This window comes from Flavobacterium sp. CG_23.5 (assembly GCF_017875765.1).
Classification (GTDB): Bacteria; Bacteroidota; Bacteroidia; order Flavobacteriales; family Flavobacteriaceae; genus Flavobacterium.
Genome location: NZ_JAGGNA010000001.1, coordinates 578,311 through 599,430, shown reverse-complemented (window position 1 = coordinate 599,430; position 21,120 = coordinate 578,311). Strand labels below are relative to the sequence as shown.

Below are 21,120 nucleotides of genomic sequence, written 5' to 3'. Positions count from 1 at the left end.
CGGTTAATCGATTAAACAGTTAAACGATTAAATAAAGAATATGAATCAACCATTAGCGTATGTTCATCCAGGCGCCAAAATCGCCAAAAATGTAGTCATTGAGCCTTTTACCACCATACACAATAATGTTATTATTGGAGATGGAACATGGATTGGTTCAAATGTTACCATTATGGAAGGAGCAAGAATTGGAAAAAATTGTAATATTTTTCCAGGTGCAGTTATTTCAGCTGTCCCGCAGGATTTAAAGTTTGGTGGAGAAGATTCTTTAGCGATAATTGGAGACAATTGTACGATTAGAGAATGTGTAACCATTAATAGAGGGACTATTGCATCAGGGCAAACGACATTGGGTAACAACTGTCTAGTAATGGCTACCGCACATATTGCTCACGATTGTCACATTGGGGATAATGCTATTATTGTTAATGGTGTAGCTCTTGCGGGTCACGTTACCGTAGGGAAGTTTGCAGTAATAGGAGGCTTGGCAGCCATCCATCAATTTATTCAAATTGGGGATCATGCTATGATATCTGGTGGATCTTTAGTTAGAAAAGATGTTCCTCCATATACAAAAGCGGCTAAAGAACCTTTATCCTATGTTGGTATTAATTCTGTTGGTTTAAGAAGACGTGGATTTACAACCGAAAAAATTAGAGAAATTCAGGATATATACCGAATTCTTTACCAAAAAAATTACAACACCACGCAAGCTTTAGGAATTATTGAAGCCGAGATGGAAGCGACACCGGAGAGAGATGAGATTATTGATTTTATCAGAAATTCATCAAGAGGAGTAATGAAAGGATATTCCGGGAATTACTAAAAACAATTTCAGTTAGCACAAAATAAAAATATTAATAAAAATAAACAATATAATGGCATCTACATCAGATATTAAAAACGGATTGTGCATCAAGTACAACAATGATATATACAAAATTATAGAATTTCTTCACGTAAAACCGGGGAAAGGACCAGCTTTTGTTAGAACAAAATTAAGAAGTTTAACTAATGGAAAAGTATTGGATAATACTTTTTCTGCAGGACATAAAATTGAAGAAGTACGTGTTGAAAACCATAAATTTCAGTATTTATACCCAGAAGGGGATTTATTCCACTTTATGAATACAGAGACTTTTGAACAAATTTCTTTGAATAAAAACATTTTAGACTCACCAGATTTATTGAAAGAAGGAGAAAATGTAATGGTAAGCATTAATACCGAAACTGATTTACCTCTTTCAGTTGATATGCCGGCATCTGTGATACTAGAAGTTACTTATGCTGAACCTGGAATTAAAGGAAATACAGCAACTAATGCTACAAAATCAGCGACTGTTGAAACTGGAGCTACGGTAAATGTTCCTTTGTTTATCAATGAAGGTGATAAAATTAAAATTGATACTACATCGGGTTCTTACATGGAACGCGTAAAAGAGTAAATTACAGTTTTCAGTATTCAGTTTGTAGTCAATCTGAATACTGAACATTGAATATTGAACACTAAATTTATGAAATTCCCCAAAGTTTACTCTTTAGAAGAAATTGCCAATATTATCAACTGTGAATATGTGGGTGATGCAAATTTTGCAGTATATGGAATGAACGAAATCCATGTTGTCGAATCAGGCGATATTGTTTTTGTAGATCATCCTAAATATTACGATAAAGCATTAAATTCAGCCGCTTCCATCGTTTTGATTAACAAAATAGTGGACTGTCCTGAAGGAAAAGCACTTTTAATTTCTGATGATCCTTTTAGAGATTTCAATAAATTAACCCATCATTTTAAACCGTTTCAATTTTCGAATGTTTCAATAGCTTCTTCAGCTTTAATAGGGCAAGGGACTATTATACAGCCAAATACATTTATTGGAAATCATGTTGTTATTGGGAAAAATTGCTTAATTCATTCTAATGTTTCCATTTACGATTATACCGTTATTGGAGATAATGTAATAATACATGCCGGAACAATTCTTGGAGCAGATGCCTTTTACTATAAAAAACGTGCTGAAGGCTATGATCAATTGCTTTCAGGAGGAAGAGTCGTGATAAAAGATAATGTTGGAATTGGAGCACTTTGTACCATTGACAAAGGAGTTACGGGCGACACGACAATTGGCGAAGGGACAAAAATTGACAATCAAGTGCATGTGGGTCATGATACAGTAATTGGGAAAAACTGTTTGATTGCTTCGCAAACTGGAATAGCGGGATGTGTAATAATTGAAGACGAAGTTACTATTTGGGGACAAGTAGGAACCACCAGCGGAATCACTATAGGCGCAAAGGCAGTTATTCTAGGTCAAACTGGAGTTACAAAATCTGTTGAAGGCGGAAAATCCTATTTTGGTACACCAATTGAAGAATCAAGAGAGAAATTGAAACAACTGGCTAATATTAAAAAGATACCCGAAATTTTAAATAAATTAAAATAATATGTCTGCAAAGGAAATTGTTCAGAAATTTTATAAATCAGATGCACTAATTGATAGCGATGTCATGAAAGATTTTTTGCATCCTGATGTTCTTTTAGATTGGAGTAGCAGTAAAGGATTTTTGCAACTGAATTATGATTCTTTATTGAATTTATCTGATGATTTGAGTAAAGCTTATGTGCGATCTAAAGTAAGAGTAAGCCAAATAATAGCTGAAAATGATATGATTTCCGTGCGGTATTCTCATTTTGTGAAAACGATAGAAAACCCAAGAGAAGAAATGTTATTGGCACATTTTATGGCAATTTGGCAAATAAAAGATAATAAGTTATTCAGAGGGTATCAAATGAGTCAATTATCATAATATATTTTGATAAGAAAAGGCATCAAAATAATTTCGAAAACCTTACTTTTGCATAACAATTTATAAAAATCACATAAAATATATATCATGAGTGTTTTAGTTAATAAAGATTCCAAAATAATTGTTCAAGGATTTACAGGAAGTGAAGGAACTTTCCATGCTTCTCAAATGATTGAGTACGGAACAAATGTTGTAGGTGGTGTAACTCCAGGAAAAGGGGGGACCACTCATTTAGATCGTCCTGTTTTTAATACTGTAAAAGACGCTGTGGAACAAGCAGGAGCAGACACAACTATTATTTTTGTACCACCAGCTTTTGCTGCTGATGCAATAATGGAAGCTGCTGATGCTGGAATTAAAGTAATTATTGCAATTACTGAAGGAATTCCTGTAGCTGATATGATTAAAGCTAATAGTTATGTTAAAGAAAGAAAGGCAAGATTAATTGGTCCTAACTGTCCTGGAATAATTACTCCAGGTGAAGCAAAAGTAGGTATTATGCCAGGTTTTGTTTTCAAAAAAGGTACTGTTGGAATTGTTTCTAAATCAGGAACATTAACGTACGAGGCTGCAGACCAAGTAGTAAAACAAGGTTTAGGAATTACTACTGCTATTGGTATTGGTGGAGATCCAATCATTGGAACAACTACAAAAGAAGCAGTTGAATTATTGATGAATGATCCAGAAACAGAATGTATCGTAATGATTGGTGAAATTGGTGGACAATTAGAAGCTGATGCTGCTCATTGGATCAAAGCTGATGGTAACCGTAAACCAGTTGTAGGTTTCATTGCAGGAGTTACCGCTCCAGCAGGACGAACAATGGGACATGCAGGTGCAATCGTTGGTGGTTCTGACGATACAGCCGAAGCTAAAAAACAAATCATGAGAGAATGTGGTATTCATGTAGTGGATTCACCAGCTGAAATTGGTAAAAAAGTTAAAGAAGTTTTAGGATAATTTTTTTCTAAATTAAATATTTTAAAAGCCTCACATTTTGTGGGGCTTTTTTATTATAAATGGAATTAAAGAAATACCTTTGCACTTTATTAAAAATAGCTGTTTTAATGGTTTAATTTTAATAAAGAACAAACATAAACGAATGGTTTAGATGATTCTCACGATTTTGTGAGCTTTTTTTACGGAAGCCAATTCAAATAAAAATAAAATAGTATGTACAAGGAATTAAAAAAATTCAAAGTTAGCAATCAGTTTTCATTTACAATAGATGATAGTTTAGAAGAAGTTTGTAATGCTTCTGAAGGATCTGGCGTGTTTTTGGTTTATGTAGTTGGGGAAGAAAAAGAGTTAATTATGGTTGGTTCTACTGGGACTGTTCAAAATGACGGAACTTTGAAAATCAAAAATGGCGGTTTGAAAGATAAAATTGTAAACGGTCATCAATTTGCAAAAACGGGAAGAAAATATTCTTGGCCTGCACAAATGAAAATCGAAGATATTAGTTTGCTAGAAGTAGTTTGGTATGAAACATTCAATGATAAAACTAAAGGTATCCCAACTTTTGTCGAAGGACAAGTTTTACAAAATTTCTTGGATGAAAATGGAAGATTACCAAAATGGAATGTGGCTTTCTAGTACATCTCAAAAAAAATAAAATATAATATTAAAAAAGCTTTACTTCGGTAAGGCTTTTTTTATCAAAAAAACATACAGTTTGTCGTTTTTTAGTAAATGATGTATTACTTTTGCACCCTTTATCACGAATCTCTCAATGAGATAGCAACCTGCAGCAACAAGCAAGGTGCTAAAACGATAAGCCAAATCCTTTGGAAAAAATGTTGTTTACATTCCCATTTTTTAGCTTTCGTTTTTCGTCATATTTAATTCATTTTAAAATTAATTTTATGACTATTTTTTCGAAAAAAAGAGGAAATCCGTACGCTTTGATTCCGTTATTTGTTTTTATTTTTACTTTTTTGGGTGCTGGAATTGTTTTACATGATTTTTACGCATTTCCATCTCCAGTTGCCGTTTTAATTGGAATTATAGCAGCTTTTATATTATTCAAGTCTTCCACTGATGAAAAAGTAACAACCTTAATTGCGGGTTGCGGTGAAAGTAAAATTATGACCATGTGCTTGATTTATTTGCTTGCTGGTGCATTTGCAGTTGTGAGTAAAGCGATGGGCGGTGTTGATGCCGTTGTTAATTTAGGAATCAGCACTGTAGATGCCGCTTATTTTCCATTAGGAATCTTTCTGATTGCAAGTTTTTTGTCAACTGCCACTGGAACTTCTGTAGGTGCAATTGTTGCCCTAGGACCTATAGCCGTGACATTAGCAGATAAAAGTGGTGCTTCTTTACCGCTTATTTCTGGTGCTTTATTGGGTGGTTCTATGTTTGGTGACAACCTTTCGATGATCTCGGACACAACCATTGCCGCAACACAATCGCTCGGCTGTGAATTAAAAGACAAATTTAAAATCAATTTGTTTATTGCGTTTCCTGCCGCAGTGATTACAATTATTTTATTCTTTTATCTAGGTCTAAAATCAGATATAGTGTCGGTTGACCTCCCAATAACTAGTTTTGAATGGATTCCTATTATTCCTTATATCGTGGTAATATTTTTGGCTTTGTTTGGAATAAATGTTTTTTCGACTTTAATTATTGGAACTATTTTAGCGGGTATCATAGGTTATATTGGAGAGTCTTTTACCGTATTGGAGTTTATCCAAAAAATATATGAAGGTTTTATCAGTATGACTGATATCTTTTTGTTATCGATGCTGACGGGCGGTTTAGCCGCGATGGTGGAGAAAGCGGGCGGAATTGATTATCTATTACATCAAATAAAAAGACGGATCAAAAGTAAAAAATCGGCACAGGCAGGAATCGGTGCATTGGTGGGTTTTGCTAATTTGGCAATAGCCAATAACACCGTTTCAATTGTAATTACCGGACCTATTGCAAAGGAGATTAATGACGAATATGATTTGAATCCCAAAAAGACAGCCGCTATTTTAGATATCTTTTCTTGCGTTGTTCAGGGGGTTTTACCTTATGGCGCACAAGTCTTGTTAATTTTAAGTTTTGCTAAGGGCAAAATAGACTTTTTTGATTTAATCAGTAATGCGTGGTACCATCTATTTTTATTAAGCTTTACTTTACTGGCAATTTACAGTTCGAATTGGGATAAATGGGTTGATAAAAATTTTAAAGTATAAAGTTTGGCTAGCTTGAACGTTTATTGAATTTGAAATTTTTTTTAAAAAGTAATTATTCTATATTTGACGTATGGAAAGTAGTCCTGATAGAAGCACATCTCGTGTTTTGGCATGAGTGCAACGTATCGCGGCAATAGCTTCAAATAAATATTAAATTAATTTTAAAACATGAAATTACTAGAAGGAAAAGTTGTTATAATTACTGGCGCAAGTCGAGGAATTGGTAAAGGAATTGCAGAGGTTTTTGCGAAAAATGGTGCAAATGTTGCTTTTACGTACAGTTCATCTGTTGAATCAGCTTTAGCTCTGGAAAATGAATTGAACGCTCTTGGAATTAAAGCTAAAGGATATCAATCTAACGCTGCTGATTTTAACGAAGCGCAAACTATGGTTGACGCAGTAATTGCCGAATTCGGAACTGTTGATGTTTTAATTAATAACGCTGGGATTACCAAAGATAATTTACTGATGCGTATGTCTGAAGCCGATTTTGATCAAGTAATTGATGTCAATTTGAAATCAGTTTTTAATATGACTAAGGCCATTCAAAGAACTTTCTTGAAACAACGTTCAGGATCTATTATTAATATGAGTTCTGTAGTAGGAGTGAAGGGTAATGCGGGGCAGACCAATTATGCGGCATCGAAAGCAGGTGTTATTGGATTTACAAAATCAGTTGCATTAGAATTAGGTTCTCGTAATATTCGTTGCAACGCGATTGCACCAGGATTTATTGAAACAGAAATGACCGCTAAATTAAGTGATGATGTGGTACAAGGATGGAGAGACGGAATTCCATTGAAACGTGGAGGTACAACTGAAGATGTTGCTAACGCTTGTCTTTTCTTTGCTTCGGATATGAGTGCGTATGTAACAGGTCAAGTTATGAACGTTTGTGGAGGAATGCTTACTTAGCATAAGTTAATGATTCAAAAATTTAAAGATTTAAAGATTATTTATTGAATATTTGTTTTAAATTCTTAAATTATTCAATCTTTTAATTCGGGTATATGACAACAACTACTATTTTATTGATTATACTTTCATTAGTCGTAGCAGGTGGTTTGTCATTTTATCACTATTTATACAAAGCCAAAAACAAATCTAAAGTCAGTTTGTTTTTGGCTTTTTTGCGTTTTGCTTCTATTTTTTCGATTTTGTTATTGCTTATAAATCCAATTATTACAAAAAATACATTAGAAATTGTAAAAACACCTTTGGCTGTTGTTGTGGATAATTCCAATTCTATTACTTTTTTAAATGCTAATGAAAAAGCATTAGAAATGTATAAAAAGATCACCTCAAATACTGCTATTCAAGATAAATTTGATTTGCAAACGTATCAATTTGACAGGGAGTTTGAACCGTCTTCGACATTTAATTTCAAAGGAACACAGACCAATCTTGAAGCAATTGCCAAAAACCTAAAAAGTATCAATAGAAATGTTATTTTTCCAACGGTAATTATCACTGATGGAAATCAAACTTCGGGAAATGATTATGTGTACAGTTTTGATGCTTCGAATAAAGTATTCCCTATAATAGTAGGCGATACAACAAAATTATTTGACTTAAAAATCAATCAACTGAACGTAAATAAATATGCTTTTTACAAGAATAAATTCCCGGTAGAAGTTTTTTTACAGTATTCAGGAACCAAAATTGTCTCTGCCGATTTTAGTATTTCTCAAGGAAATTCGGTATTGAGTAAGCAAAGTATTTCATTTTCTCCATCGAAAAAAACAGCGACCATTAATTTACTTTTGCCAGCCAACAAAGTAGGTTCACAAGTTTTTAAAGCTAGTATATCATCGAAAGAAAAAGAAAAAAATACCTTCAATAATAATAAGAATTTTGCGGTAGAAGTTATCGATCAGAAAACAAATGTGGCAATTATTTCGGCCATAAATCATCCAGATATTGCTGCTTTAAAACACGCCATAGAAACTAATGCACAACGTAAAGTAACTATCGTTAAGCCAAATGAAATCAAATCGTTACAGGATTATACTGTTTTAATTTTATACCAACCAACTGGTGAATTTAAATCTGCTTTTGAGGGTGCTAAACTAGCGGGAGTTAATACTTTTATCATTACCGGAAACAACACTGATTTCAATTTTTTGAATGAACAACAAAATAGTTTATCATTCAGGTTGAGTGGTCAAAAAGAAGATTATCTAGCTGGATTTAATTCGCAATTTAATTTGTTTGCGATTGATAACATTGGATTTGAAAATTTCCCTCCGTTGCAAAATCCTTTTGGAAACGTGACTGCCAATGGAAATGTATCGGTTTTGCTATCTTCGAAAATTAGAAATATAGAAACTAATTCCCCGTTATTGGTTTTTACGGAGAATCAAGGAAAACGTTCCGCTTTTCTTTTGGGCGAAAATAGTTGGAAATGGCGTTTGCAAAGTCATATCGATAATCAGTCATTTGAAAAATTCGATATTTTTATAGATAAGATTATTCAATTTTTGGCTTCCAATAATGCCAAAAAATCATTGGTTGTGGAGCATGAAAGTTTTTACAATTCAGGAGAAGCAATCGAAATTACCGCTCAGTATTTTAATAAAAATTATGAATTTGACGAAAAAGCACGATTGACTATCGCTGTTACCAATAGTAAAACCAAGCAAACGAAAAACTACGATTTATTAAAAGGAAATAATTCTTATAAAGTAAATCTTGATGGGCTTACAGCAGGAAGTTATAATTTTTCGGTAAAGGAATTAAATTCAAAAACTACGTACAGCAGTCATTTTGAAATTCTGGATTTTGATATCGAAAAGCAGTTTGTAAATCCAGATGTAGAAAAATTATCTCAATTAGCTCTTCAGACACAAGGGAAAGCTTATTTTCCGGATCAAACAGATGCGCTAATAAAATCGCTTTTAGAAAATGAAGAATACAAATCCATTCAAAAAAATAATGTAACTAAAACGCCTTTAATTGATTGGGTTTGGTTATTGGTTTTGATTTCGACTTTGCTTGCAACAGAATGGTTTGTTAGGAAATACAATGGATTGCTGTAGTTAATCCAAATAAAAATCAGAAGTATGGATTTTAGACTAAAAGTATTCTTCACTGTTGCCAATAGATTGAGTTTTACAAAAGCGGCAAGTGAATTATTTATAACCCAGCCTGCCATTTCCAAACACATTCACGAACTGGAAGAAGAATATAAAATTAAGCTTTTTGATAGGAATGGTTCCAAAATTTCAATTACAAAAGCGGGCGAATTATTATTGAAACACACAAAAAATATATTTGAAATATATCGTGAAATAGATTTCGATTTGAGTGCGCTGATTAATCAACAACAAGGAACGTTACGATTGGGAGCCAGTACGACGATTTCTCAATATGTTATTCCGCCACTTTTGGCACGTTTCCATCAAAAATCACAGGATATTAAAATCAATTTACGCAATGGGAATACGGAGCAAATTGAAAATGCTTTATTGAACAAAGAAATTGAAATAGGAATTGTAGAAGGGCAATCTAAAAATCAGTCGATTAAATACACCCACTTTTTAAAAGATGAATTAGTGTTGGTTTGCAATAATAAAAATCCATTAGTAAATAAAAAGCATGTCACAAAAGAAGATTTTAAAACTATGCGTTTTCTAATGCGCGAGCAAGGATCAGGCACACTGGAAGTTATTGAATACGCTTTGAAACCTTTTGAAATGAAACTTTCTCAATTGACTGTTGAAATGCAATTAGGAAGCACCGAAAGTATAAAATCATATCTTATGAATTCTAATTGCGTTGCCTTTATTTCTATCCACGCCATTAACAAAGAATTAAAAAACAATGAACTTACTATTCTTAATGTTAAAGATTTAATGATTGAACGGTTTTTTTTATATTATTACGTTACAAGGAAAAACAAGCTCTCTTTCGGATTTATTTATTAAAAATATTACGAGTTATTATAATCTAAATTTGTAATTTATTTTACTAATTCATTTTATGATGGAAGGTTTTTCTTTTGATCACATGAAATTGAAGTCGGATATAATCATATAAAAGTGCCACCAAAAGAAAAAATGCTGCTAAAAAAAGTGTTTTCATTTCCAAAAAAAGATACATAAAGCCTCCGGAAAAACATCCTAGAAAGAAGAAAATTATAATCGATAATCGTAAGTAAATACTAGTTTTTAATTTTTTAGTTTCTTCCGGCTTTTTGTAAAAAAAAAGTTGTGATAATTCTATTCCAAGATCCGTAAAAAGTCCAGTCAAATGCGTTGTTCTGACTGTAGATTGGGAAATTTTTGTTACCAAAGAATTTTGGATACCCATGGCGAAAAGCATAGAAAAAGCAATCCATTTTCCCGCCAATGAAGATAATTGCGATTCTCCTCCGAAAACGCCAACAGCAATCAATACAATTATTTCTAATGATATGGGAATGACATGAGATAAATCAGGGTGCTTTTTCGAAATTAATTCTGCCAAAAAATTCGAAGTAAAAGAACCTATCAAAAAGAAAATGGTAAAAACAAAAAATGTAATGGCGGCGGAGTAATTATGTTTCATAACCTCTTCCGCAAAATAGGCGAAATGACCCGTAACATTTGTGGTTAATGTTTTTATGGACAAAACACCCGTAACATTAACAATTCCAGCTACAAACGACAATAAAGTGGCCAAACGAAGATTGTGAATAAAAGTTCTGTTTTTTCCTTGATGACGAAACATTTCGATATATTTTTTTAAATTAACAGAATCTTAAACTGATTTTTTTAAAATAACGATTTAAAGAAATATATTTGTCTTTCAAAAAAAAATAAATTTAATGAAAAATTTTAAAATTAGACCTACACTTATTGTCTTATCTGCAATAAGTATTACTTTTTTTCTTTTATCATGGGGAATTGTCGGACATGAACGAATCAATAATGCAGCGGTAATGGCACTTCCAAAACCATTACAGACTTTTTTTTATAATCATATCGATTTTATAACGCAAGAATCAACTGTTCCGGATTTAAGAAAATCTGTTTTGAGTGATAAAGCTGAAAATCCCCGTCATTATTTTGATATGGAGAATTTTGGTGCTGTAGAAACTTTTCCTAAAACTATGGAAGAAGCTAAAGCAAAGTACGATGATAAATTTTTATCTAATAATGGAACACTACCTTGGTACATTCAGGATATGATGGTTAAATTGACTAAGGCTTTCAAAGAAAAAAGAAAAACAGAAATTTTATTTATTGCCGCTGACCTCGGGCATTATATAGGAGATGCACATATGCCATTGCATACCTCTGCTAATCATGATGGTCAAAACACCAACCAAAAAGGGATTCATTCTTTGTGGGAAAGTCGCTTACCCGAATTATTTGTTAAAGATTATAAATTCAATGTAGAACAAGGTAAATATATCGAGAATGTGGATAAAGCAACATGGGATATAATTCTTGACACGCATAGTTTAGTGGAACCTTTATTGGCCATTGACAAGAAATTAAGAACAGCGACTCCTGAGAATAAAATGTACGTGATGGATGAAGCTGGAAAGGTTGTTAAGAACAAATATGGCGGAGTACTTTATTCTGATGAATATGCGGGTAAATTGCACACCGAATTGAACGGAATGGTCGAAAAACAAATGAAAAAAGCGATTACTGCAACAGCTAGTTTTTGGTACACGGCATGGGTAAATGCAGGTAAACCAGATTTAAGCAATCTTGATACTGCAGCGCTTACAAAACGAAATAAAAAAGGATTAAAGAAAGATTTAAAATCATTTCATAAAGGAGATCTTTTTGGCTTAGTGAATGAAAAAGAATAAATTTTTTAAGAAATTAATCTAAATTAAAAACGGGTGAGGTATTAGTCTCACCCGTTTTTTTTTATTTTAATTCACTTTCTGATATTTCTTTTTCTTCAATATATCCGAAGCCGTTTGATAGTAAGAAATCGTTTCCTTTACTAAATCGGTTCTTTCTTTAATAATAGGATTTTGGTCGTAATAGATTTGAAAATCAGGTGCTGTTTTTTGATCTTTTTTCAACGTCAATTGAAATTGTTTGACTTTTTGTTTAGGTGAAATAATAGTTAATACATTATCTTTTATTAAACCTAAATCCTGATAAGTGGCGATAAACGCTCTGGGTTTATAATCTGACTTCAAAACATCCTGACCATAAAATTTACTTTGGTAACTAAAATTCAACAATCCAAATAAGGTAGGCATTATATCTATTTGCGACATTAAGTTGGTATATTTTTGAGGTTGAATGTAACCTGGACTGTAAATCATTGCCGGGATTCTATATTTTTCAATTGGCAGTTCCGTCTTTCCTGCACTTGAAGCGCAATGATCGGCTAAAATCACAAATACGGTATTGGCAAACCAAGGTTGTTTACTTGCCATGGCAAAGAAGTTCTTCATTGCAAAGTCAGTGTATTTTACTCCGCCATCTCGGGATTTTGCATCTCCGGGAATATCTATTTTATTGTTAGGATAGGTAAAGGGCCTGTGATTACTCACCGTCATGATATGATTAAAAAACGGTTTGTTTTCTTTCGCTTCATTGTTCATCACCTTGATGGCTTTGTTGTACATATCTTCGTCACATGCACCCCAAATGTTAGCAAAAGTAATTTCTTCTGGCGTGAATGCTTTTTTGTCCACAATTCCGTAACCATTTCCAGCAAAGAAATCTTCCATGTTGTCAAAAAAGGCATCTCCTCCGTACATAAATTTTACATTATATCCTTTTTGTTTAAAAATACTTCCTGTTGAAAATTTGTTTTTATTATCAACTCGTTTTACCACACTTTCCCCGGCCGTAGGAGGAAAACACAAGGTCACTGCCTCAAGACCTCGCACTGTTCGATTTCCAACTGCGTAAAAATTGGTAAACTGTAAACTTTTGGTCGCAAGATTGTCAAGAAAAGGAGTAAGGTTTTGCTCATTTCCATACACTTTCATAAAATCGGCACTATAGCTTTCGATTGTAATTAATACCACGTTCTTATGATTTTCCGCAGCTTCACTTTTTATTTGTCTCAAAGTGCTCTCCTCTGAAGTTCCAGGTATTTGCTCATGTAATTGGACATACACCTCATTATTTGGCATTGTTTTGTAAAATTTAAAATAATCCAATTCACTATTTACAAAAGCCAAGTAAAACCTATAAATACCATTTGCTTCTAATTCATTTGCAAAAATATTTTGAGAGTTCTCTCTGGCAGCTAAAAAAGGAATTGCCAAGAAAGAAAGACCAAAAAGCGTAAGGTAAATTCCGGAAATTTTAATTTTATCAACAAATGCCGGAATACTTTCGATATAATTTTTTGATCTTTTTACGATAAGATATGTTACCAATGCCGCAATAATAAACAATCCTGAAAACAATGGAATAACGGGATAAGATTCCATAATATTCCCAATTACTTCATTGGTGTAAACCAAATAGTTAACCGCTATGAAATTGTATTTTACGCCAAATTCGTTCCAAAAAAAGTATTCGCTGATACCATTTTGCAAAATTAGAATGACATAAAGGAAAATGACAAAGGTGAACAACCAGAATCGGATTTTATTTCTATATTTTGGTAGAAAAAGCAACAACCCAAATAAAATAGTTTTAATAGCGATAAAAGTTATTCCAATGGCAGGTAAGGCACCTCCATATTCATTAAGAATAGTGTTTCCAAAAGAAACGTACAATAACAAAGCCACTAGCAAGCCGAAAATAATATATCCGGTTGGATTTAGATATTTGGAATTGGAAATAAAAATAAGATACAGCCAAAGAAAACCACTGACAAGAACGAAAACAAAAAAATCCGAAAGTAATCCTAACGTGAATATTTTTACGATATCAATAAAAACAAATGAACTTTGAGTGATGGGATGAAATACTAAAAAAATCCTTAAAACTATACTGACAATAATGTAAAAAATTAAAAGGTTGTAAAAAGGAGAAAATTTTTTCGAAAGCGTCATTGTCTATTATTTTTTTGCAAAAATAAGTAAATTGTAACAATAAAAACAGGAACATTAAACGGTATTGCAATCTTAATTTTGGCTTAAGAAGATTAAATTTTAACAATATTAGGTTATATTTAGAGTTAATTTGTACAAGTGCAATACTTTTAACAAAATATTCAAAATAAATAAATATGAATAGGAAAGATTTTTTTGCAAAAGTAGGTTTTGGAGCTGCAGCCGCATTGTTACCTGCTTGTATAGCTGGTATTGCCTCAAGTTGTTCGAATGATAGTTCTTCTACTTCCACACCAGTTCCTGCTCCAGCTAGCGTAGATTTTATACTTGATGTGAGTACAGGTTCCTTAAATGCAAATGGGGGTTTTCTAGTTACAAATGGTATCGTCGTTGCCAGAACAAATTTGGGAACTTTTATAGCTGTATCCGCTTCTTGCACACATGAAGGGACTAACGTAAATTATAATGTTTCAAATAATAATTTTGTTTGTCCAAATCATAACGCAAAATTTAGTAGCACTGGTGTCGTTACGCAAGGTCCAGCAAGCACTAATTTAAAACAATACAACACTTCTTTAACGGGAAATACTCTTAGAGTATATTCATAATCAACAAACGATTAGTAAACATGAAAAAGACAATGTTATTGATGTTACTTTTTACAGTAGCACTGGGTTATTCACAAGACTGGAAAACCAATTTTGACGTTTCAAAAAAAGAAGCTACAAATGAGAATAAGAATATTTTACTCGTTTTTTCAGGTTCTGATTGGTGCGGACCTTGTATTAAATTAGAACGAGATATATGGAAATCTGGAGAGTTTATAGCGTATGCAAAAAACAATTTGATATTAGAGCGCGCTGATTTTCCGAAGAAAAAGCAAAATCAACTAGCTGTGGAAATAAAAAAACAAAACCAAAGCCTTGCTGAAAAATATAATAAAGATGGTATGTTTCCATTAGTTTTACTTCTCGATAAAAATGGGAAAGTACTTGGAAAATTGGGTTATAAAAACGTGTCTTCAAAGGAATATATTGGCTTGCTTCAATCATTTGTAAAATAAAATCAATGAGATTATTTATTTTCATCCCTTTCTTTTTTACAGTTGCATTAGCTTCAGCTCAGGTAACCCAAAAAAGAACTTTATCGATGTTAGGAAGTCCTTTTGAGATGACTGTGGTTGCTAAAGATATTCCTGAAGCCGATTTATATATTGATATGTCCGTCGCTGAAGTATCTCGTATTGAAAATCTAATATCCGATTGGATTCCTACGACTCCCATTTCACAGGTAAATAAATATGCTGGAATAAAGCCTGTTGAAGTTCCTCAGGAAGTTTTGGATTTAGTAGAACGGTCGATAAGAATATCCGAATTAACATCCGGTGCTTTTGATATCAGCTACGCTTCTATGGATAAAATTTGGAAATTTGACGGAAGTATGACTCAAATGCCAACTCCGGAAGCAATTAAGAATTCTGTTTCGAAAGTTGGATACAAAAATATAATTATAGACAAAAAGAACAGCACCATTTTTCTGAAAAACGAAGGAATGAAATTAGGTTTGGGAGGAATTGGACAAGGATTTATAGCAGATAAAATTAAAGCTTTACTCACTTCCAAAGGTGTTGTAGCCGGAATTGTAAACATATCTGGAGACATTAACACTTGGGGAAAACAGACTAATGGTGAAAAATGGAAAGTGGGTATTAAAAATCCATTGAATAAGAACAAGATATTTGCTACATTTCCTTTGGTAGATAGTGCTGTAGAAACCTCGGGGAGTTATGAAAAATATGTAACTTTCAATGGAAAAAGATATTCGCATATTATAGACACGAGAACCGGTTATCCTGCTTCGGGTGTTATAAGTGTGTCGGTTTTTGCAAAGACCACGGAATTTGCTGATGCCTTAGCAACGGGTATTTTTGTACTGGGAGTTGATGTTGGCTTAGATTTAGTGAATCAATTGCCAGGAATTGGATGTATTTATGTTGACGAAAACGGAAAAATCTTTGCCTCAAAAAATATAGATTTAAAAAAATATAAAAATGAATAAAATAGTGCTTTTTGTAATTCTAATTGTTGTGATGCAATCTTGTGTAGCGGTAAAAGAATATGATAAACAATTTATCAATGATCCAGACATGAAATTAAGTGCAAAAACGGCAGAACGATACGAAACTACATTTCAAGTCTATCGGGAAGCTGCCGCTGGAGCAAATGGAGGAAAAACGGGTGGAGGTTGTGGTTGTAATTAATGAAGGACATGAAAAAAGTACTATATACGATTGTTTTATTAATGAATGTTGTAGCCAACGCTCAAACACAAGATACTACAACAACTTTTAAGAAAAGAGTCTTAGAAAATACGGAAGTTGATTTTTTATTCAGTTATTATAAACAAGATGGTGTACATTCTGCCGTAGGTGGTGGTTTAGGTTCTGAAAAACTGACTGATATCGCTTCGAATATAGTTGTAGCTGTGCCCTTAAACGAAGATGATGTTTTGACTTTTGATGTTGGGATTTCAGCCTATACTTCTGCATCATCAAGTAATATCAATCCGTTTAATGCTAGCGGTGCATCAGGTGGCGGTGGAGATGATAAACAATGGAATAATAAAGCAACGGCAGCATCTGGACCTTATGGAACTCCATGGCAAGCTTCATCTGGTGCTTCAGGAAATGATGAATTAGCTTCAATAGTTACAAATTATAGCCATAGTTCAGATAACAGAAATACGATTTGGACTGCTGATGTTTCATTTTCAAATGAATATGATTATACTTCGGTTGGTTTCGGCGGTGGATTGACAAAATTATTCAATGAAAAAAATACTGAAATTGGTCTAAAAGTCAATGCTTATTTAGATCAGTGGAGACCAATTTATCCAACAGAATTGCATGAATATTCAAAATATGGCAGTAATTTCCAGAATCAAGCTTATTTTTCGGGTGTCACTGTTTTAGATCAAAATGGAAATCCATCTAATGGGTATTTACCTTCGGCTTTTACAATTTATAATGCAAAAAACAGAAATTCCTATTCTGCTTCGTTATCCTTTTCGCAAATTCTTTCGAAAAGAATCCAAATGTCAGTATTTATGGATGTTCTTAAGCAAGAAGGTTTGTTAGGCACTCCTTACCAAAGAATTTATTTTGCAGATAAATCAAATTATTACATAGGACAAGTGCAATATATTCCTGTCTATGAAACTGCAGAAAACAAGGGGGTTTATAGACTAGCGGATGATATTGAACGATTGCCAAATACGCATTTTAAAATACCAATAGGCGCCAGAGTAAATTTTTACATAAATGAATATATCGTTGCCAAAACCTATTATCGATATTATGAGGATAATTGGGGGATTCGCGCGCACACCGCCTCGATTGAAGTACCAATAAAAATTAGTCAAAAATTGACAGCTTACCCTATGTATAGGTACTATATACAGACTGCTTCTGATTATTTTGCGCCTTTTGAAAAGCATATTTCTACGGAGAAATATTACACTTCTGATTATGATTTGTCTGCATTCAATGCCAATCAATATGGTTTTGGAGTAAGCTATTTAGATATATTGACCGGTTCTAAAATATGGAAATTTGGATTAAAAAATATTGATTTCAGATACAATCGTTATGTAAGAAGTGATGGCTTGAATGCTACTATTTTATCTTTAGGTTTTAAATTTGTGATGCAATAAATCATGCATATATTAATTGTAGAAGATGAGGAAGGTATCGTACAGTTCCTAAAACAGGGATTGGAAGAGGAAGGTTATAAAATTACCACTACAACGGACGGTTTAAAAGGATTTGAATTAATCCAAAAAGAGAAATTTGATCTGATTTTATTAGATTGGATGCTGCCACAAATGTCTGGATTGGAATTATGCAAAGCAATCCGATTGAAAGATACCGTAACAACGATCATTTTTTTGACCGCAAGGGATACGATTCAGGAAACGATAGAAGGGCTGAAAGCCGGTGCCAATGACCATATAAAAAAACCTTTTAGTTTTGATGAATTGATAGAACGAATTAAAATTCATTTTAGAAATCAAGAAGTGCAAAAAAAACTAAACCTTGGAACAATAGAAATTGATGTTTTACAGCATAGAGTTTTGGTGAAAGGAACCGAAGTTATGTTAACGCAGAGAGAATATGAATTGTTGCTCTATCTGGTTAAAAACAAAGGCAAAGTATGCACGAGAACCCAAATTATTGAAGATGTTTGGGATATTCATTTTGATTATGATACAGGAGTAATCGATGTTTTTATGAATGCTATACGCAAAAAATTAAATTTAAAAATAGAAGAAGACTACATTAAAACAGTTCGTGGAGTAGGCTATATAGCTAATGATATTAATTAGGATGCTAAAATTATCTTTAAAAAACAGGATTGCTTTTTATTATATAATATCAACAGCAATGTTAATATTTATAGTCTTTATTTCAATCTATTTATTGATTTCGTTTACCGTTTATGAAAAAGTAAATGAACATATCAATTATGAAATTAATGAGTATAGTAAAAAGATTGAAGTTGTAAATAATAACGTTCGATTAATTGACAAAAATGAATGGGAGGAAAGGGAACATAATGAGGTTTCTGTTGATCCAGTATTTCTAGAAATAACAAATAGTAATGGTCAAATCATTGAAAAATCAGAAAATTTAAAAAGCGCCAATTTATATTTTTCCAGAAAATTACTTAAAAGCAAGATCACGGATATTAAATTGTCAGGACAATTGATTCGCCAAATTCAATTTCCTTTGTACAATAAAACTAAAATAGGCGGTTACTTATTGGTTGCAGTTTCTTTAGAAGAAGCTACATCAGTTTTGGATAATCTAAGAACTATACTTTTAATCTCATTTCCGATAGTTTTAATGCTTTTGTTTTTTGTTGCTCGTTTAATTGCAGGTCGAAGTATAAAACCGATAAATGCAATAATAAATACTGCGGAAGCAATTACAAGAGAGAATTTGAAATCTCGTATCATTCTTCCAAATAACAAGGATGAACTTTATACTTTGTCTGTAACGATTAACCGTTTGTTAGATCGAATTGAAAACACGATTGAAAGAGAAAAACAATTTACATCAGATGCATCTCATGAACTAAGAACACCTCTAGCAGTAATTAAAGGAACATTAGAAGTATTGATTAGAAAACCTAGAAGTACAGATGAATATCAGCAGAAAATTACTTTTTGTATCAATGAGGTGGATCGAATAAATAATTTAGTAGATCAATTATTGCTTTTGGCCCGATTTGAAAATCAAAAATTAGCTGTAAGAATTGAAAAGATTAATCTTAACCAGATTGTAAACGAGATATTAAATCGTTTTGCGCTAAAAATAAAGAATAAAAATATAAATATTATAAAACAATTAGAAGATGATTATTTTGTAGAATCTGATTTATATTTACTTTCTATTGTTTTAAATAATTTGATTTCAAATGCTTTAAAATATTCCAATGATAATAGTTCGATAACTATTTCATTCAATAATCTAGAATCAAAAACTTTTTTTGAAATTTCCGATAACGGTATTGGAATTTCAGAAAATGAAATTGGCAAGGTATTTCATTCCTTTTTTAGAACAACAAATTCGACCAATATTCCAGAAATTAAAGGAACAGGTTTAGGTCTGTCAATCGCAAAAAGGATTTGTGATATTTTAAATATATCTATTGAAATATCAAGCCAAGAAAGAATTGGTACACAAGTAAAATTAAGTGTTAACTAATATAATTCACAATAATCAATTAGTCAGTTTTTGATAAAATCATATTAGTTTAAAAAAATATATTTTTGTATTTTTATAAGAATATTCAAGAGATTTCACACAAAAAACGGTCAAACAATTACGGTTAAAATTGATTTATTCTATTGATAACGCTCCAAAAAAATATTTTTATTTAATGCAATTAAAAAATAATCATGGATTTAAATAAACTAAAAGGTCAATTACAGACAGAAGTAGATACGGCATTTTTATATGATAGTATTGCTGCCATTCAATCTGACGATAATCTGACAAGAGTATTAAAAAGTTTATCCGATATTGAAAAGGGCCACGCACAACATATGCTGAATAAAGTATTAACATATGATTCCAATTATCATATGCCTTTGCCTTCATCAAGAGCAAAATTGCAACTGAAGTTGGGGAAATTATTTGGATATAATTCCATCATTAGTAGTCTTTCAAGCATAGAAAAACAATTTGCAGTAAATGCAATCAAAAATAAAATTGAAAGTGGAGAAAAGCCAACAGGTTTTGAACACAATCATCTAAAAATTATCGAAGCTGTCAATAATAATGCAGCACTCAATGTCTCAGGTGGTTTTTTATCAAAATTCGAAAGCCGACATAAATCCGTGGGAGGAAATGCATTGCGTGCAGCAGTTTTGGGTTCTAATGATGGTTTGGTTTCTAATATGAGTTTGGTAATGGGAGTTGCTGGAGCCGCAGTTTCTAATAATACGATATTGTTAACTGGAATTGCAGGACTTTTGGCTGGAGCAATTTCTATGGCTTTAGGCGAATGGCTTTCGGTACAAAGTTCAAGAGAATTAAATCAACGCCAAATTGATTTAGAAACAGAAGAACTGGAAGCTTCACCCGAAGAAGAGAAAAAAGAATTGGTTTTGCTGTACCAAGCCAAAGGAATGAATATAATTGAAGCGCAAAAACTAGCGGACAAAGCATTCGAAAATCCTGAAACTGCGATTGATGCTATAATAATTGAAGAATTGGGGATCGATAAAGTAGAATTGGGAGGTTCAGCATGGGAGGCTGCCATTGCATCATTTGTTCTTTTTTCTATTGGAGCCATAATTCCTCTTTATCCCTTTATGTTTTTAGATGGGAAAAACGCAATTTTATTAAGTGTAGGAAGCAGCGTAGTTGGTCTTTTCGGAATAGGAGCCGCAATCACTTTACTAACAGGAAAAAACGTTATGTTTTCAGGATTTAGACAAGTGTTTTTTGGATTAACAGCTGCGGCAATAACATATGGAATTGGTTCTTTAATTGGCGTTTCATTAGCTGGATAATTATTGCTAGCACAACTTTAATCATTTTTTTCTTTCAAATAAATACAATTTTACAACAGAAACCTTAAACAA

Annotated in this window: 20 protein-coding genes, 1 pseudogene and 1 riboswitch; of the genes and pseudogenes, 19 read left to right on the top strand and 2 right to left on the bottom strand. The window is 32.5% G+C overall.

Annotation, left to right across the window (positions count from 1 at the left end):
- Window positions 1-40 precede the first annotated feature (40 nt).
- From lpxA to H4V97_RS02490, 10 genes and pseudogenes are all read left to right on the top strand, one after another.
- Window positions 41-826 (top strand): acyl-ACP--UDP-N-acetylglucosamine O-acyltransferase, encoded by a 786-nt coding sequence (gene lpxA, locus H4V97_RS02535; RefSeq protein ID WP_196850832.1) that lies wholly within the window; start codon window positions 41-43, stop codon window positions 824-826.
- Window positions 827-878: 52 nt separating this feature from the next.
- A complete protein-coding gene (gene efp / locus H4V97_RS02530) occupies window positions 879-1,445 on the top strand; it encodes an elongation factor P (protein ID WP_196850831.1) in 567 nt (188 codons plus the stop codon).
- Between the two features lie 69 nt (window positions 1,446-1,514).
- A complete protein-coding gene (locus H4V97_RS02525) occupies window positions 1,515-2,444 on the top strand; it encodes a UDP-3-O-(3-hydroxymyristoyl)glucosamine N-acyltransferase (RefSeq protein ID WP_209548811.1) in 930 nt (309 codons plus the stop codon).
- A gap of 1 nt (window position 2,445) precedes the next feature.
- Window positions 2,446-2,808, top strand: a complete 363-nt coding sequence (locus tag H4V97_RS02520; RefSeq protein WP_209548810.1) for a nuclear transport factor 2 family protein — start codon at window positions 2,446-2,448, stop codon at window positions 2,806-2,808.
- Between the two features lie 87 nt (window positions 2,809-2,895).
- The gene (sucD, locus tag H4V97_RS02515; RefSeq protein ID WP_196850828.1) at window positions 2,896-3,768 is read left to right on the top strand and encodes a succinate--CoA ligase subunit alpha; all 873 of its coding nucleotides are present in this window, start codon (window positions 2,896-2,898) and stop codon (window positions 3,766-3,768) included.
- Between the two features lie 213 nt (window positions 3,769-3,981).
- Window positions 3,982-4,404: a hypothetical protein gene (locus tag H4V97_RS02510; RefSeq protein WP_196850827.1), complete on the top strand. Its 423-nt coding sequence runs from the start codon at window positions 3,982-3,984 to the stop codon at window positions 4,402-4,404.
- A gap of 114 nt (window positions 4,405-4,518) precedes the next feature.
- Window positions 4,519-4,615, top strand: a riboswitch (SAM-I-IV-variant riboswitch).
- Between the two features lie 58 nt (window positions 4,616-4,673).
- Window positions 4,674-5,996, top strand: a complete 1,323-nt coding sequence (locus tag H4V97_RS02505) for a Na+/H+ antiporter NhaC family protein (protein ID WP_209548809.1) — start codon at window positions 4,674-4,676, stop codon at window positions 5,994-5,996.
- A 168-nt stretch (window positions 5,997-6,164) separates the two neighbouring features.
- Window positions 6,165-6,911 (top strand): 3-oxoacyl-[acyl-carrier-protein] reductase, encoded by a 747-nt coding sequence (gene fabG / locus H4V97_RS02500; RefSeq protein ID WP_196850825.1) that lies wholly within the window; start codon window positions 6,165-6,167, stop codon window positions 6,909-6,911.
- Between the two features lie 95 nt (window positions 6,912-7,006).
- Entirely contained in the window at window positions 7,007-9,034 is a 2,028-nt protein-coding gene (locus H4V97_RS02495; protein WP_209548808.1) for a hypothetical protein, read from the top strand.
- Window positions 9,035-9,058: 24 nt separating this feature from the next.
- Window positions 9,059-9,956 (top strand): annotated as a pseudogene (locus H4V97_RS02490) (LysR family transcriptional regulator).
- A 9-nt stretch (window positions 9,957-9,965) separates the two neighbouring features.
- Here the strand turns inward: H4V97_RS02490 and H4V97_RS02485 are convergent.
- Entirely contained in the window at window positions 9,966-10,706 is a 741-nt protein-coding gene (locus H4V97_RS02485) for a YoaK family protein (RefSeq protein WP_196850823.1), read from the bottom strand.
- 97 nt (window positions 10,707-10,803) lie between these two features.
- On the opposite strand from H4V97_RS02485, the gene H4V97_RS02480 reads away from it, so the two are divergent.
- On the top strand, window positions 10,804-11,802 hold the full coding sequence (locus H4V97_RS02480; protein WP_209548807.1) for a zinc dependent phospholipase C family protein: 999 nt from the start codon (window positions 10,804-10,806) through the stop codon (window positions 11,800-11,802).
- A gap of 66 nt (window positions 11,803-11,868) precedes the next feature.
- Here the strand turns inward: H4V97_RS02480 and H4V97_RS02475 are convergent, their stop codons facing one another.
- Complete coding sequence (locus tag H4V97_RS02475) at window positions 11,869-13,968, bottom strand: LTA synthase family protein (protein ID WP_209548806.1); 2,100 nt, start codon at window positions 13,966-13,968, stop codon at window positions 11,869-11,871.
- Between the two features lie 176 nt (window positions 13,969-14,144).
- Here H4V97_RS02475 and H4V97_RS02470 point away from each other — a divergent pair, with 176 nt between their 5' ends.
- From H4V97_RS02470 to H4V97_RS02435, 8 genes are all read left to right on the top strand, one after another.
- The gene (locus H4V97_RS02470) at window positions 14,145-14,576 is read left to right on the top strand and encodes a ubiquinol-cytochrome c reductase iron-sulfur subunit (protein WP_209548805.1); all 432 of its coding nucleotides are present in this window, start codon (window positions 14,145-14,147) and stop codon (window positions 14,574-14,576) included.
- 20 nt (window positions 14,577-14,596) lie between these two features.
- Complete coding sequence (locus H4V97_RS02465) at window positions 14,597-15,031, top strand: thioredoxin family protein (RefSeq protein WP_209548804.1); 435 nt, start codon at window positions 14,597-14,599, stop codon at window positions 15,029-15,031.
- Between the two features lie 5 nt (window positions 15,032-15,036).
- Window positions 15,037-16,026 (top strand): FAD:protein FMN transferase, encoded by a 990-nt coding sequence (locus tag H4V97_RS02460; RefSeq protein ID WP_209548803.1) that lies wholly within the window; start codon window positions 15,037-15,039, stop codon window positions 16,024-16,026.
- Complete coding sequence (locus H4V97_RS02455) at window positions 16,019-16,228, top strand: DUF4266 domain-containing protein (protein ID WP_196850817.1); 210 nt, start codon at window positions 16,019-16,021, stop codon at window positions 16,226-16,228. The genes H4V97_RS02460 and H4V97_RS02455 overlap by 8 nt, the downstream gene beginning before the upstream one ends.
- Before the next feature lie 8 nt (window positions 16,229-16,236).
- Complete coding sequence (locus H4V97_RS02450; RefSeq protein ID WP_209548802.1) at window positions 16,237-17,679, top strand: DUF3570 domain-containing protein; 1,443 nt, start codon at window positions 16,237-16,239, stop codon at window positions 17,677-17,679.
- A 3-nt stretch (window positions 17,680-17,682) separates the two neighbouring features.
- The gene (locus H4V97_RS02445; protein WP_209548801.1) at window positions 17,683-18,351 is read left to right on the top strand and encodes a response regulator transcription factor; all 669 of its coding nucleotides are present in this window, start codon (window positions 17,683-17,685) and stop codon (window positions 18,349-18,351) included.
- Window positions 18,352-18,409: 58 nt separating this feature from the next.
- On the top strand, window positions 18,410-19,735 hold the full coding sequence (locus H4V97_RS02440) for a sensor histidine kinase (protein ID WP_245345175.1): 1,326 nt from the start codon (window positions 18,410-18,412) through the stop codon (window positions 19,733-19,735).
- 194 nt (window positions 19,736-19,929) lie between these two features.
- Window positions 19,930-21,048 (top strand): VIT1/CCC1 transporter family protein, encoded by a 1,119-nt coding sequence (locus H4V97_RS02435; protein ID WP_196850813.1) that lies wholly within the window; start codon window positions 19,930-19,932, stop codon window positions 21,046-21,048.
- Window positions 21,049-21,120 lie beyond the last annotated feature (72 nt).

Coding starts and splice junctions, on each gene's coding strand:
- lpxA (WP_196850832.1), top strand. CDS start 41: ATGAATCAACCATTAGCGTATGTTCATCCAGGCGCCAAAATCGCCAAA.
- efp (WP_196850831.1), top strand. CDS start 879: ATGGCATCTACATCAGATATTAAAAACGGATTGTGCATCAAGTACAAC.
- H4V97_RS02525 (WP_209548811.1), top strand. CDS start 1,515: ATGAAATTCCCCAAAGTTTACTCTTTAGAAGAAATTGCCAATATTATC.
- H4V97_RS02520 (WP_209548810.1), top strand. CDS start 2,446: ATGTCTGCAAAGGAAATTGTTCAGAAATTTTATAAATCAGATGCACTA.
- sucD (WP_196850828.1), top strand. CDS start 2,896: ATGAGTGTTTTAGTTAATAAAGATTCCAAAATAATTGTTCAAGGATTT.
- H4V97_RS02510 (WP_196850827.1), top strand. CDS start 3,982: ATGTACAAGGAATTAAAAAAATTCAAAGTTAGCAATCAGTTTTCATTT.
- H4V97_RS02505 (WP_209548809.1), top strand. CDS start 4,674: ATGACTATTTTTTCGAAAAAAAGAGGAAATCCGTACGCTTTGATTCCG.
- fabG (WP_196850825.1), top strand. CDS start 6,165: ATGAAATTACTAGAAGGAAAAGTTGTTATAATTACTGGCGCAAGTCGA.
- H4V97_RS02495 (WP_209548808.1), top strand. CDS start 7,007: ATGACAACAACTACTATTTTATTGATTATACTTTCATTAGTCGTAGCA.
- H4V97_RS02485 (WP_196850823.1), bottom strand. CDS start 10,706: ATGTTTCGTCATCAAGGAAAAAACAGAACTTTTATTCACAATCTTCGT.
- H4V97_RS02480 (WP_209548807.1), top strand. CDS start 10,804: ATGAAAAATTTTAAAATTAGACCTACACTTATTGTCTTATCTGCAATA.
- H4V97_RS02475 (WP_209548806.1), bottom strand. CDS start 13,968: ATGACGCTTTCGAAAAAATTTTCTCCTTTTTACAACCTTTTAATTTTT.
- H4V97_RS02470 (WP_209548805.1), top strand. CDS start 14,145: ATGAATAGGAAAGATTTTTTTGCAAAAGTAGGTTTTGGAGCTGCAGCC.
- H4V97_RS02465 (WP_209548804.1), top strand. CDS start 14,597: ATGAAAAAGACAATGTTATTGATGTTACTTTTTACAGTAGCACTGGGT.
- H4V97_RS02460 (WP_209548803.1), top strand. CDS start 15,037: ATGAGATTATTTATTTTCATCCCTTTCTTTTTTACAGTTGCATTAGCT.
- H4V97_RS02455 (WP_196850817.1), top strand. CDS start 16,019: ATGAATAAAATAGTGCTTTTTGTAATTCTAATTGTTGTGATGCAATCT.
- H4V97_RS02450 (WP_209548802.1), top strand. CDS start 16,237: ATGAAAAAAGTACTATATACGATTGTTTTATTAATGAATGTTGTAGCC.
- H4V97_RS02445 (WP_209548801.1), top strand. CDS start 17,683: ATGCATATATTAATTGTAGAAGATGAGGAAGGTATCGTACAGTTCCTA.
- H4V97_RS02440 (WP_245345175.1), top strand. CDS start 18,410: ATGTTAATATTTATAGTCTTTATTTCAATCTATTTATTGATTTCGTTT.
- H4V97_RS02435 (WP_196850813.1), top strand. CDS start 19,930: ATGGATTTAAATAAACTAAAAGGTCAATTACAGACAGAAGTAGATACG.